We start from the raw sequence: 13,780 nt of genomic DNA on the forward strand, positions 1-13,780 counted from the left end.
CACATACTAAAACTTAGAGCATAAAAAAACGATCGCCAAAGCGATCGTTTCTTTTTTCTTTAATCAACTTATTAAAACTTAATGTGAGCACCTAAAGTCAATAGAGTAATATCCTCAGCGACATAATCATATTCAGCTTCAACGCTCATGCTAGGGTTAAAGTTATAACCCAAACCAATACCACCAGCAACACCACTATCGCTATCGCTTTCACTAACAGTGTTTCCAAGTACGTCACTTAAAGAAGCATCAATCTCAGCTTTAGCAAACCCTAATTTACCTTTGGCATATAAACCAGTATTAGGGAATTGATAACGGTAAGTACCGTAAGCACCATAAGTTTTAAGGTCATATTCACCCTTAAGAAGTCTGGTACCTGTATCAATATCAGTGTCACTAGAGCCTACATATTCAACTTCAGCACCAAAGTTAGGATCAAAGTTATAAACAGTATAAATACCATAAGCAGTAGGATCATCTAGATCATCAGCATCTACCATGAACTTACCAGCTTTTACACCAACATACGGCTGACCTGCATAGTTAACTGCCGCTTGCGCGCTGACACTCAATAAAGAGCCAACTGATAGGGCGATTAAAGCTTTTTGTAAAGTATTCATATATCTTCCTGTTAAATAAAACTAAAAATACCATCTGAATGAAAATAACAGAGCATATAAGTTAGCTGAACTATTGTCGAATCCGAGATTCGACAGAACCTTATTTTAAATGCACTCTTTTTTAATGACGCTTACAGTGCTTTTTATCGTACAAAAAAACGCACCTCGAAGGGTGCGTTTTTTAGTTATCATACTGCTAATCAAAAACTTAGAATTTTAGCTGAGCACCAACAGTCATTAGATCTGCGTCACTACCTAACATGTCATATTCAGCTTCAACACTGAAGTTTGGGTTAACCGAATAACCAAGGCCTACACCACCTGCAAGGCTGGTATCATCGTTAGAAATGGTTTTTCTATTAGAGTCTTCAACGATATAGTTACCTTCGATTTCAGTCTTAGCAACACCTAGCTTACCTTTGGCATATAGCGCAGTATTTGGGAACTGATAACGATAAGTACCATACGCGCCATAGCTCTTGGCATCGATATCACCGTTATAATAATCGGCATCGCCTGAACCTACATATTCTGCTTCGATACCAAAGTTAGGATCAAAGTTGTAACCACCATAGACACCATAAGCGGTTGGCTTGTCAGCGCCGTTTACATCTAAGTCAAATTGACCGACTTTTACACCAACGTATGGCTGACCAGTGTAACCGTTGCCATAAGATACGGCAGCTTGTGCACCCATGCTTAATAAAGAACCAGCTGCTAATGCAAGTAACGTTTTTTGTAAAGTTTTCATAGTGTTCCCCTAGGGTTATATTTTTAATTATTTGTCTGTAAAGTATCTGGATGAGAAAAGATTATTATTGCCATCTTCTCTCACTCGTTTAGCTGATAAATCGTTTTGGCTTTAGAACTTCAACTGAGCGCCAACAGTAAGTAGCTTGGCATCGACATCACTGTCCATCATTGAGTATTCAGCTTCGACACCGAAGTTAGGATTCACTGAATAACCAAGACCTACACCACCAGCAAGACCTGTGTCGCTGCTAGATTTCGAAACTTTGACTGGACCCACGGTGTAATCACCTTCTACTTCAGTTTTAGCAACCCCTAGTTTACCTTTAGCGTATAAGCCAGTATTTGGGAACTGGTAGCGTGCCGTACCATATGCGCCATAAGTTTTGGCATCAAGGTCACCGTTTTTATAATCAGCATCATCTGAACCTACATACTCTGCTTCGACACCAAAGTTTTGATCGAAGTTATAACCACCGTAGACACCATAAGCGGTTGGATCATCTGCATTGTCGACATCTAGATCAAACTGACCGACTTTTACGCCGACATACGGCTGACCAGTGTAACCGTTGCTATAAGAAGTAGCGGCCTGTGCGCCAACAGTTAACAAAGAACCAGCTGCTAGTGCAAGTAGCGTTTTTTGTAGAGTTTTCATTATTAGCTCCTTAAAATCAATTTGGACAAACAAGTTATCTACTTATATTGGCTTTTATAGCCCTATCGCCTTGTTTGCTAACGATGGGTATATAGTAACAAACTATTTCAAGTCGTCTGTCAGTGTTTGATGGTATGAGAGTTAAGATTTGCAAGTATTTATCAGTGCTTGGGTTACAAAGGCAAAGATATGAAATCTTTTGTTACAACCACTGAGTTTATGCAATAATCCCTACTCATTTCATCGCCTTTCTAGCAGAAATAAGCATAAAACAATAAGAGATACCGAATATTTTAAGGTAAAAACAATGACTGGACGTATAACTAGCCGCCTACAAGAAGCGCTTACAGCACTCAAAGCCACCCAACAATATCGTCAATTACCCAATCTCCAACATCATGGGCGATACGTTATTAGCGAAGGTCAAACCTTACTCAATATCGCCAGTAACGATTATCTGGGCTTAGGCGGCGACACCGAATTACAAAACGAATTTCTCAGTCAACTAACACCGCTATCAGTCGCACAAATGCCTAAAATGAGTGCGACGTCCTCACGCTTGCTCACTGGAAATGATGCACAACTACAAGCGCTAGAGTCTGAGTTGCAGGAATGGTATCAAACCGCTGTCGGCAAACGTGACATCTCTGCCTCAAAATCGGTGTTGGTATTGAATAGCGGCTATCATGCCAATCTTGGTATATTGCCAGCCCTCACAGCCTTGCCAGTCAAAACACTGATCTTAGCTGACAAGCTGGTACATGCCAGCATTATCGATGGGTTGCGTTTGAGCCAAAGCAAACTTGTCAGCTATCGTCGTTATCGTCACAATGATTATGAACATTTGGCTATGTTTATTGAGCAAGCAGCGCCAGACATTGAGCGCATCATTATTGTCACTGAGAGCATCTTTAGTATGGATGGTGATCGTGCGGATTTATGTCAACTGGTACAATTAAAAGCTAGCGATGCTCGTATCGAACTGTATGTCGATGAGGCTCATGCCATCGGTGTATTAGGTCATACAGGATTGGGGCTAGCGGAAGAAACGCAGACATTGGCTGATATTGACTATTTGGTCGGTACTTTCGGTAAAGCGTTTGCCTCGGTGGGTGCTTATATCATGTGCGATGATGTCGTCAAGCAATGGCTAATTAACCGCATGCGTCCACTAATTTTTAGTACTGCATTACCCCCTATCAATCATGCATGGACGCGATTTATTTTAGCAAAAATGCCAATGCTAAATAATCAACGGGCGCATTTAGCGCGGTTGTCTACCAAGCTTAGTCAAGCCATCGAGCCAAGATACCGTGTGTCCCAGAACACCCAGTATCCACACTATGACTCACCGATTGTGCCTTACATCTTGGGCGACAATGCCAGCACGCTTGCCAAAGCACAACAATTGCAAGCAGCAGGTTTTTACGCCCTGCCTATCAGGCCACCCACTGTGCCTGCAAACACCGCTCGTATCCGTTTGGTGATAAATGCCAAGCTGACAGATGAAGACTGCGAACAATTGATACAACAATTATAAGTCTGTTGTTATACATCAGCGATATCAGTCCTGCTATCGATTGATAATTGGCTCACTTGGATATAATAAACCGTATGAAAACACTCGCCACGCCTAATAACTTTAGCACCAGAAAACAAACCATCGCTCGTCATTTTGCCAATGCCAGCGACTATGACCAGCATGCCAATATTCAGCAGCAAGTCTGTCAATATTTAATAGACAAACTCACTCACACTGAACACGACAGTGTGCTTGAAGTCGGTGCAGGAACTGGTCAAATGACCCGTCTACTCGCAGCACACATTCAAAGTCAATATTGGCTGATCAATGAATTATGCGCTGAACAAGCGGCTACTTTACAGTCCATAATGCCCAATGCTGACATAGCAATTGGCGATGCTGAAACGATGGACTTTGAGGATGAGCATAGCTTGATAATCAGTGCCAATGCAGTGCAGTGGTTTGATGATCCCTTAAACTTTGTTGCGCAATCAGCACGCCATTTACGAGCTGGAGGTCAACTACTGTTTAACACTTTTACGCCAAATAACTTTTTGCAAATAAAGACTCTAACGGATCAGGGTCTTCACTATCCCGATATCATTGAGTGGCGACTGGCACTGATTAGTGCGGGTTTTGAGAAAATTGAACTGTCCACTCAGCGTTTCGAGTTACCGTTTGCCAGTCCTTACGCCATCTTAAAACATATGAAATTGACGGGCGTATCGACCAATCAGGCGCAAGTAAAAGCCAACAGCACCCAGCCCTTTATGTGGACCAAGGCACGCTTGCAACAGTTTGAGTCTGATTATTGGCAACATTTTTCGGCGCAAGATGACGACGGTCAACCTATCGTTCATTTGACTTATGAAGTACTGATAGTGAGTGCCTTTAAATCGTGAAGACAAGATATAGACTGGTAGGATACTTCTTATAAATAACAGCCATAAAAAAACGCACCCCGAAGGATGCGTTTTTTGTTTTAACTGCATTTAGTTACTAAATCACAATTATTTTTTGTCTTCGTCTACTTCAGTAAACTCAGCATCAACGACGTCATCATCAGCTTGGTTGCTATCTGCTGCATTGTCCGCGCCTTGTTGGAACTGGCTTGGATCCATGCCCTCGCTACCTGCGCCTGCATCAGCATAAATCTTCTGACTAACTGGCAAGAAAGCATTGTCTAATGCTTCAAGCTTGGCTTTGATGTCATCATGATCATCTTCTTTCATTACCGCTTCAAGCTCAGAGATAGCAGTTTCTACTGTTGATTTTTCTTCAGCAGTTACCTTATCTTCAGCGTCTTTCAACGCTTTTTGTACCGCATGAATACGACCATCTGCTTCGTTACGCACTTGCGCTAAGTTAGCGAATTTTTCGTCTTCTGCAGCATTGGCTTCTGCATCACGAACCATTTGCTCGATTTCTTCATCCGTCAAGCCAGAATCTGCTTTGATCTGGATGCTTTGCGCTTTACCCGTACCTTTGTCAGTTGCTGAGATATTCATGATACCGTCAGCATTGATGTCAAAAGTAACTTCAATTTGCGGTAGACCACGTGGTGCTGGTGGAATATCCGTCAAATCAAAACGACCAAGCTGTTTATTTTGGTTAGCGATTTTACGCTCACCTTGATAAACCTGGATGGTCACAGCTGGTTGGTTGTCTTCAGCCGTTGAGAATACCTGTGATTTCTTAGTAGGAATCATGGTGTTTTTCTCAATAACTGGTGTCATGACACCACCCATCGTTTCGATACCAAGCGTTAGTGGCGTCACATCAAGTAGCAATACGTCTGTTTTTTCACCAGACAATACAGCGCCTTGAATCGCAGCCCCTGCCGCTACTGCTTCATCAGGGTTCACATCTTTACGTGGCTCCTGACCGAAGAACTCTTGTACTTTTTGCTGTACCAGTGGCATACGAGTCTGACCACCAACTAAGATAACATCATCGATGTCACCAATTTTTATGCCAGCATCTTCAAGCGCAATCTTACAAGGACCCATGGTACGTTGTACCAACTCTTCAGTTAAGCTCTCAAGTTTTGAGCGACTGATAGTGACCACCAAATGCTTAGGACCATTGCTGTCTGCAGTAATATAAGGCAAGTTCACTTCAGTACTTTGGGCACTTGATAACTCAATTTTCGCTTTTTCTGCCGCTTCTTTTAGACGCTGCATCGCCAATGAGTCACCTTTCAAATTGACATCTTGGTCTTTTTTGAACTCATCAACCAAATAATCAATCAATGCTGAGTCAAAGTCTTCACCACCAAGGAATGTATCACCATTGGTTGCTAAAACTTCAAACTGCTGCTCGCCATCAACGTCAGCGATTTCGATGATTGATACGTCAAAAGTACCACCACCCAAGTCATAAACAGCAACCGTGCTATCGCCTTGCTTCTTGTCCATACCGTACGCAAGAGCCGCAGCTGTTGGTTCGTTGATGATACGTTTTACATCAAGACCTGCAATTTTACCCGCGTCTTTTGTTGCTTGACGTTGTGAGTCATTAAAATAAGCTGGTACGGTTACAACCGCTTCAGTAACAGTTTCACCAAGATAGTCTTCTGCTGTTTTTTTCATTTTTTTCAAGATTTCAGCAGAAACCTGTGGTGGCGCCAATTTTTTACCGTTAATTTCTACCCATGCATCACCGTTATCTGCTTTGACGATTTTGTAAGGCACCATACCGATGTCTTTTTGCACGACTTTGTCATCAAAACGACGACCAATCAAACGCTTAATCGCAAACAATGTATTGTTTGGATTGGTGACCGCTTGACGCTTGGCTGACTGACCAACCAGAATTTCGTCATTTTTATAAGCGACGATCGATGGTGTTGTACGAGTACCTTCAGCATTTTCGATGACTTTGACTTTGTCACCTTCCATTACTGCGACACACGAGTTAGTCGTACCTAAATCAATACCAATTACTTTACCCATAATTATTTACTCCTGATTTATTTTAAATATTTGTCTATCCAGACCGTAGTTGATCGCTTGTTACTATATATATCGGTTTACTTATGAATTTTTTCAAGTCAATAATCATGCAAAAACTGTCTTTCATGTGACTTTTTGTGAAAACCCTTAGTTATATTGGGGTTTAGTACACTAAAAATCCAGTTTTTGATATTACTGTCCCACACGCACCATGGCTGGGCGTAATAAACGACCGTTCAAGCTATAACCTTTTTGTAATACAGTACCGACAGTATCAGCCTCGGCTTCTTCATCGATACCCACTGCTTCATGAAGATCGGCGTTGAATTTCTCGCCTTGCGGGTCGACCACTTCTATACCGTTTTTATGCAATACTGCTAATAATGCTTTATGCGTCAATTGCACGCCTTCAGCGACTGGATCATTGGCATCAGCGTTTTCGATAGCACGCTCTAAGTTATCAACGATCTCTAACAACTCTCTGGCAAATTTCTGTAGCGCAAATTTTTTGCTCTTATCCGCCTCTTGCTCCATGCGTTTTTGTGCATTGTAAGCTTCAGCATTGGCACGAGCGGTACCTTCTTTAGCTTCCTTCACCTCACCTTCTAGCTCAGCGATGCGGGCTTTAAAGGTGTCGAGATCGATTTCATTTTCGATAGTCATTTCTTCACCTGAGTTGTGTTGTGGATCAAACTCTTTCATGGTTTCTTCTAAAATACTGTCACTGTGTTCAATATTGTCATGCGCCACATTTTGCTCAGGGGATTCGTGGTTGGTATTTTTCTCGCTCATGATGGATGGCTCCTTAGAATTTTAATAATGACGATTGATATAAGAGGCAACAAACGCACTATTTGCTAGTGATACTGTGCTCTTATTATATTAAATAGTTAATCAGTCTTACTCATTGTTTTTATTAATACGCTTTACTAGTTGCTTGATAAAGGTGGTGGCGGCAAATTTCAAGCCTAAGCCATAGGAATTTTTCTAATTTACAACAAAGGCTGCCTAAACCTGCATTAAAGCGCTCAAAACTGAGTCTTATATGCTGTCAATGGGTATAAATAGTCATTAACAAAAGCTACAAGAAAGTAGTATTTGTTCTCCAAAAATTACCATTGCTACATAAGCCATTACCAAACAATACTCAACTTTATTTTTGATTACTCTATTATTGCTACAAATAGTATGGCTCATGTCAAAGTGAACACTCATATATGACAACGCATACTGACAATCATCAACGAGAAGTGTTATGTCTAAATCAACCGTGTTATCAATCAATGCGCTATTAAATAAAGCGCTGATGACGATAAAGCTCGCATCAACAGATCGTATAGATAATGATATAAAAGAAGAAAATGGCACTCAAGAGAATCGTTTGACCGTCAAACAAAAAGTGCTTAGCTATAACCCGTTGACGACTTGCCAGCCGCATACCTTGCACTATGCCATGAAAGGAGTCGGCTATCTGCCAACGCCACTATTAGAGAGCTTGGTTGGTTATTTGAAAGGACCTAGCTCAAAACAATATCTGCACGCCGATGCTCACCTACGTTTGATTCTCGCGGTGAATAGTAAGCTTAAAACGCCTCTTGAGCTGACACCAATGCATGAGCTGCGCGAAAGGTTCGCCGCTGACGCCGTGGCGATGCAAGCACCGCAGGTATGGCAGCAAGCAAGTGACAATATCATCGGCAACATGAAGCGATTTACGAAAAAAAATCAGAAGCTTGTGCATTGGGAAGACAAAGTGATTGCCAACGCTGATGATGGCGATATGACCATTCGCTGTTATCAATCAGACGCGAGCTCTCATGGCTTAGGGTTCAAAAAAGCGGATACTCATAATTCTGATGAAACAGTGTTGTTATATTTTCATGGGGGTGGGTTTTGTATTGGTGATGTCAATACCCATCATGAATTTTGCCACGCGGTTTGTGAACAGACTGGCTGGCCGATAGTCAGTGTTGATTATCGCTTAGCACCTGAGCATCCAGCACCAGCCGCATTAAAAGACTGTATCACTGCCTATGCTTGGCTGGCTGAGCATTGCCATACCTTAGGTGCTTTACCCTCGCGAATCGTACTAGCAGGCGATAGTGCTGGCGGCGGATTATCCACCTTAATTGCTCAACAACTCACTGCGCCCTCGCAAGTCGCATGGTCAGATCTGGGCAGTGCAGGTCAAAAAATGTTCGATTTATTAGAGCGCTTACCAAAGCCGCTTGCACAAATGCCTTTATATCCTGTGACGGATATCGAAACGGATTATCCAAGTTGGGAATTATATGGCGAGGGATTATTATTGGATCATGCCGATGTGGCTGTATTTGATGCCGCTTGTTTAGATAACAGCCCCTTGCCACGCCAGCATATCCTTAACTGTCCGATGCTTGGTGATAATAGTAAAGTATGCCCGACTTATATTGTCGCTGCAGAATTAGACGTATTACGTGATGAAGCATTTGCTTATGCAAAGCAATTAAAGGTGCATGGGATAGCAGTCAAGACTCATACCATTCTTGGTGCGCCGCATGGTTTTATTCATTTTATGAGTATTCATCAAGGTATCGGACAAAAAACAGGCGATATTATTAAAGGGTTTGCGAGCTTTGTGCGTGACGTTATCAATACCCAGTCACAATTAGCGGCATAATTATCAACACAGTTGTATAAGAAAGTGCTGGTTCATTTATAAAATAGAATGGCACTGCCACTATTTAAACGTTACTTTTTTAAGCATTGTTTTCTTAAATATGACTTGCTTAAACGTTATCTCCAACCTGACCATTCAAAGTGATCAGCCAAATCTCTGAGCGCGAACCCAAGCGAAATGGAATGCCCCAAAAGCCGTAACCAGATGACACCACAAAGTGTCCTTTGCCAATGGCTTCATAGCCATAACCCAAGCGGTTGATGGCACTGACAATAAAGTTGGCGGGGAATATTTGACCGTTATGGGTATGCCCTGAGAGCTGTAAATCAATCGGCATTTGGCTGTGCTCAGCAATATCACTTGGTCTATGATCTAGCAGTATCACTGGCTGTGTAGTATCAACTTGAGCCAGTAGATCGGTTGTGGCTACCCGCTGTCTTTTATGGTTATCAAAACGCCCTATCAGCCAGACTGGTTGACCTTCATGCTCGATGCGGATTACTTCATCATTTAACAACTGCACGCCAGCAGCACGCAACGCTTGGACAATCGGCTGCTCATGCCCGTATAAATCATGATTGCCCAATGTCGCATAAACACCATACGGCAAGCTTTTGCATAACTCCGCAAAGTTTTTCGCCATATTATAATCAGTAAATGCTTGCGTATTATCATCCATGATATCGCCCGGCATTAGCAATATATCGGCTGTATTTTTTACCATAAGATGATGCAGTCTATCTATTGCACCACTGCCAAACAGTCTCCCGATATGCAAATCGCTAGCGACCACAATACGTAAAGGCTTAGCCAAAGGTTTATCAATATTAACAGATAACTCACGTACCACAGGCGCATAAGCACTGTATAGGGCATAGAAAAACAACCCGATAAATATTGCCAATGCCAATATGCGCAACCCAAAATCGACAGTAGCCGGTGTAGCGAGCGCATCACCAGTTAGCGATGTGATTAACCAATAGCCACCATAAAATAGGCTGGTAACTAAAGCCGTCAATAGCATGAAATGCATAACTAACATCCAACCACTGATCCAGCGATAGCTATTTTTAAATGCTCTATTGACACTGAGTAGAAGCAAACCGTTGGTAATAACGAATACAATAACCCATACCGAAGTTTGCAAACATGCTGTCTGCCAAGGCTGTAACCACCATTGCACGCTTAGAGCTGCACCGACACTAAACAGCTGCAATAGCACAAAGATAGTGATAAAAAACATATAACGCATGAAGAATCCTTGAGTATGATGGCGTCAATGCAGTATATTTTCAGCTGACAAGACAAGCAAAGTAGCTATTAGCCAGCCTAACAGCAAATAAAAGCCTCTACCATTTAGATATAGTAGAGGCTTTATCATAAGGATAATATTATTTATTTAAATGACTCATACACCAGACTGCAACGTAATTATCCAAATCTCAGAACGCGTTCCCAGTCTAAACGGTACGGGACCGATACCATAACCAGAGGTCACCAAAAACTGCGTATCGGCTATTTTTTTACTGCCATAGTTTAACGGTGTCAACCAATCCACCAATAGCGTTAGTGGAAATATCTGCCCGCCATGGGTATGTCCAGACAGATGCAAATCGACTGGCAGGGCGCTGACCTCATCCATCGCGCTAGGACGATGTTCCAAAAATATCACTGGTTTATCTGTGTCTACTTGTGTCAATAATTCCTCGGCTGATAGTCTGGTACGATCGATATCATCTGAGCGCCCCACCAGCCACACTGAGTCATTTAATAGCACACTTTCATTATCAAGTGCTTTGATGCCCGCCTCTTCCACCGCCTGTGTGATCTGCTTGTCATAACCGAAATAATCGTGATTGCCTAAAGTCGCATAGACGCCAAGCGGTGCCTTTAGCTTTGATAACTGCTCATGCATATTCGTATTATCGTAAGCAATGGTATTGTCATTCATAATGTCACCAGCGATAACCACGACATCGGGATGTTGCGCATCGATGAGACTCACCATTTTCTTTATCTGTCGATTGCCAAACCATCTACCCAGATGCGTATCAGAGACAAGCGCAATATCCATTGGTTTAGCCAGCGGTTTATCACTCGTAACAGTTAAACGATGTACGACGGGTGAATAAGCATTAAATATCGCTAAGCTAACAATGGCGATATAAACTGTAATGGCAAAGGTTCGCAAGAGTATTAGACGAGGTTTTCTCTTAAAGAACTTATAGACAATGAGCGCAACTACAGAAGTTATCAAACCGGCATAAAACATAAAACCTTGCAAAATACTAATGACCAGATAGACGTGAAAGCGCTCACCCCAAAACTCAGTCAAGCCATAAATGAGAGCACTATTATTAATAATAAAGACAACAGCTATCAGCACAGCTTTTGCAGCAGTCGTTTTTGGCTTTACAAACCAGCAGAGAAGCACGCTGGTCATAACAGCTAGCAACTGAGTGAAAACGATGAAGAACCACATAATCAAGTCTGCTTAGATAAAGATAACGCTATCTTACGTGAAAAATTTGATGCTCTGGATATAGCCTCATTTTTTCCACGAAAACTTCATATGCTTTACGCCCAAGGTGCTGTTGCCACAAAACGTACTTTAACGTTTATCTGGTGCTATTTTACAGATGCCATTGTCACAAGCTTGCATCATCGCTTTGCCATAGACCAACTTGGTCACCCAATTCGGGATTCTATAACGATTGCGCGCGACATACGGATAAGCGAGGTCGCCAAGTTGTTTGACTACTGGCAAAAACAACAACGGTGACCATTTAACGCCACCCGTTCTGTAGAGCAGCCGCACGGCATCCATGTGCGTATACCAATTGCCGTAGCTGTCTTGCATACACATATAAGTCATCGCATCCTTACGGCTAAATCCTGCGGCGGCCAAATCATCAAGCCCCTTTTCCACAGGAACTAAGCGTATCTTCTTGGGCTTACGCATTTGCATATTGTGTGCCTCGGTGCTGCATATCACACACGCATCATCGTAGTACATGGTTATAGATAAATTTGCTTGCTCTCTATAGCTGTTGATATGATTTTGAATAATCATCTTACGACTCCTTTCTGAGTGATAACTAAATATCAAGGTGGCTGGCATTGGATTTTTGAGTCACGCTAGATTTTTGGTGCTGATTGGCTGCGGCTAAAAAGGGAATGACTGGCTGCTGCGTCCATTGCGGTGCGGCAACATCTAAGCGCTTCGCCAGTGTTGGTAAATGATTAGTCGGGACAGCTGGAAACAGATGGTGCTCGATGTGATACAGCAAGTTAAAAGTCAACAGATTAATCAATGGATGGCGCTCACTACGGGCATATACCACATCATCACAACCATGATGGACGCTCCATACGGCAAAAAACCCAACCATCGTATTGGCCAATATCATTACCAATACGTGATACATCAATACTGGATGCATCGTGATAAAAGCGCTGGCAATCACTGCGAAAATAAGCAGCATATCAAAGGCAACGAGAATACGGTTGCTACGACTACCATGCGTCAAGCCAAACCACTGAATCGCAATCGAGAAAAGTCCGCCGCCCAATATCGCCTGATACCAAGGCAGACGAGCCCAATTACCCTCGACATCGCTGTCTCCAAGTGGATCTCTATGATGATTGAGATGTGTGTGCCGAATAGCATGCGTGCTACAGAGCATCGTGATACTGAGAAAAAATAGCATGGCTTCAGTGGCAAGCTTCCCTACTCCCAACGTTCGATGATAACAATCATGGGCTTGTCTCAGTGCGGCAGTAAAAAAGAAAAAAGTCGCCACAAGTGCAAGTAACCACCACCCTTGCCACGCGCTCCACCATGACAATAATAAAAAAGGTAAAGATAAGAAAATATTATAAACAGTCTCGCCAAGACTAAGCTGTCGCAAATCTTGCCATTCAATATTGGCTAACGAAGGATGACGCATGATGTTCTCCTTACTTAGTGATAAGCAGTAGCTATCTTGCTGGCGCGACCACTTAATTTAATCGGCTATTTTAATTTACTTTATTTCTGTCAATAGTGAAATTACTAGATAAATTTTATTTATGTTTAGGTTCGGCTATTTTAATTTACTTTATTTCTGTCAATAGTGAAATTACTAGATAAATTTTATTTATGTTTAGGTAGTGCTATTAAACCTGTGATGATAGCGCTGACACCGCCATTACAGCAAAATAAAATATCACTTGTCATAGAAGAATTTACAGAGCCATCCCCTATCATGAACCAAACTACGAATAAAAACGTGCTTATAAAACCTATTATAAATAAAGGAAAAACCTTCGCTACCGAATGAAAATATATTTCGAATTTAGAGACGATATAACCTGCCAATAACGCTGGTAGTAAACCTCCAAAAAAACCTGCTAGGATAAATGCTGGGGCTATCTTGACGAAGAGTAGTGAATCTCGTAGTGGAATGCCAATATCTATCGACATTCCTATCGCTATATATAAAAAGAGAAGGGGCTGTCCTAGATAACTAGTTCAAACCCTGTTTAACCCATTGTTTTAATTGTAGTAATTGCGACTTTGGGTCACTGTGATTAAAACGCCACTCACATTCCTTTAAATAGAGGTGAAAATGCTCT

The 13,780-nt window shown here is 42.0% G+C and carries 12 protein-coding genes and 1 pseudogene; 3 read left to right on the top strand and 10 right to left on the bottom strand.

Annotated elements, in window-relative coordinates; translation table 11 throughout:
* Positions 1 to 71 precede the first annotated feature (71 nt).
* The 3 genes from JMW94_RS11815 to JMW94_RS11825 all read right to left on the bottom strand — a co-directional run bounded on the left by JMW94_RS11815 (position 72) and on the right by JMW94_RS11825 (position 2,028).
* On the bottom strand, positions 72 to 620 hold the full coding sequence (locus JMW94_RS11815; protein WP_201604540.1) for a porin family protein: 549 nt from the start codon (positions 618 to 620) through the stop codon (positions 72 to 74).
* 208 nt (positions 621 to 828) lie between these two features.
* A complete protein-coding gene (locus JMW94_RS11820) occupies positions 829 to 1,371 on the bottom strand; it encodes a porin family protein (RefSeq protein WP_045447596.1) in 543 nt (180 codons plus the stop codon).
* Between the two features lie 111 nt (positions 1,372 to 1,482).
* Positions 1,483 to 2,028: a porin family protein gene (locus tag JMW94_RS11825; protein WP_201604541.1), complete on the bottom strand. Its 546-nt coding sequence runs from the start codon at positions 2,026 to 2,028 to the stop codon at positions 1,483 to 1,485.
* 307 nt (positions 2,029 to 2,335) lie between these two features.
* On the opposite strand from JMW94_RS11825, the gene JMW94_RS11830 reads away from it, so the two are divergent.
* Together JMW94_RS11830 and JMW94_RS11835 are read left to right on the top strand one after the other, a co-directional pair.
* Positions 2,336 to 3,568: an 8-amino-7-oxononanoate synthase gene (locus JMW94_RS11830; RefSeq protein WP_201604542.1), complete on the top strand. Its 1,233-nt coding sequence runs from the start codon at positions 2,336 to 2,338 to the stop codon at positions 3,566 to 3,568.
* A gap of 74 nt (positions 3,569 to 3,642) precedes the next feature.
* Positions 3,643 to 4,452 carry a methyltransferase domain-containing protein gene (locus tag JMW94_RS11835; RefSeq protein WP_201604543.1) on the top strand — a complete coding sequence of 270 codons (810 nt, stop codon included), beginning with the start codon at positions 3,643 to 3,645 and terminating at the stop codon, positions 4,450 to 4,452.
* A 108-nt stretch (positions 4,453 to 4,560) separates the two neighbouring features.
* Here the strand turns inward: JMW94_RS11835 and dnaK are convergent, their stop codons facing one another.
* Positions 4,561 to 6,504: a molecular chaperone DnaK gene (gene dnaK / locus JMW94_RS11840; RefSeq protein ID WP_201604544.1), complete on the bottom strand. Its 1,944-nt coding sequence runs from the start codon at positions 6,502 to 6,504 to the stop codon at positions 4,561 to 4,563.
* A 192-nt stretch (positions 6,505 to 6,696) separates the two neighbouring features.
* Positions 6,697 to 7,296, bottom strand: coding sequence for a nucleotide exchange factor GrpE (gene grpE, locus JMW94_RS11845; protein WP_201604545.1), 600 nt, complete (start codon positions 7,294 to 7,296; stop codon positions 6,697 to 6,699).
* A gap of 463 nt (positions 7,297 to 7,759) precedes the next feature.
* Here grpE and JMW94_RS11850 point away from each other — a divergent pair, with 463 nt between their 5' ends.
* Positions 7,760 to 9,163 (top strand): alpha/beta hydrolase, encoded by a 1,404-nt coding sequence (locus JMW94_RS11850; RefSeq protein ID WP_201604546.1) that lies wholly within the window; start codon positions 7,760 to 7,762, stop codon positions 9,161 to 9,163.
* 109 nt (positions 9,164 to 9,272) lie between these two features.
* Here JMW94_RS11850 and JMW94_RS11855 read toward each other — a convergent pair whose 3' ends face one another.
* The 5 genes and pseudogenes from JMW94_RS11855 to JMW94_RS11875 all read right to left on the bottom strand — a co-directional run.
* Positions 9,273 to 10,415 (bottom strand): metallophosphoesterase, encoded by a 1,143-nt coding sequence (locus JMW94_RS11855; protein WP_201604547.1) that lies wholly within the window; start codon positions 10,413 to 10,415, stop codon positions 9,273 to 9,275.
* Between the two features lie 156 nt (positions 10,416 to 10,571).
* Complete coding sequence (locus tag JMW94_RS11860; protein ID WP_227685504.1) at positions 10,572 to 11,606, bottom strand: metallophosphoesterase; 1,035 nt, start codon at positions 11,604 to 11,606, stop codon at positions 10,572 to 10,574.
* Between the two features lie 168 nt (positions 11,607 to 11,774).
* Complete coding sequence (locus JMW94_RS11865; protein ID WP_201604549.1) at positions 11,775 to 12,236, bottom strand: thiol-disulfide oxidoreductase DCC family protein; 462 nt, start codon at positions 12,234 to 12,236, stop codon at positions 11,775 to 11,777.
* Between the two features lie 25 nt (positions 12,237 to 12,261).
* Positions 12,262 to 13,113, bottom strand: a complete 852-nt coding sequence (locus tag JMW94_RS11870; protein ID WP_201604550.1) for a fatty acid desaturase family protein — start codon at positions 13,111 to 13,113, stop codon at positions 12,262 to 12,264.
* 558 nt (positions 13,114 to 13,671) lie between these two features.
* Positions 13,672 to 13,780, bottom strand: a pseudogene (locus tag JMW94_RS11875) (IS1595 family transposase); the annotation flags it as partial.

The organism is Psychrobacter immobilis, assembly GCF_904846185.1.
Taxonomy (GTDB): domain Bacteria; phylum Pseudomonadota; class Gammaproteobacteria; order Pseudomonadales; family Moraxellaceae; genus Psychrobacter; species Psychrobacter immobilis_B.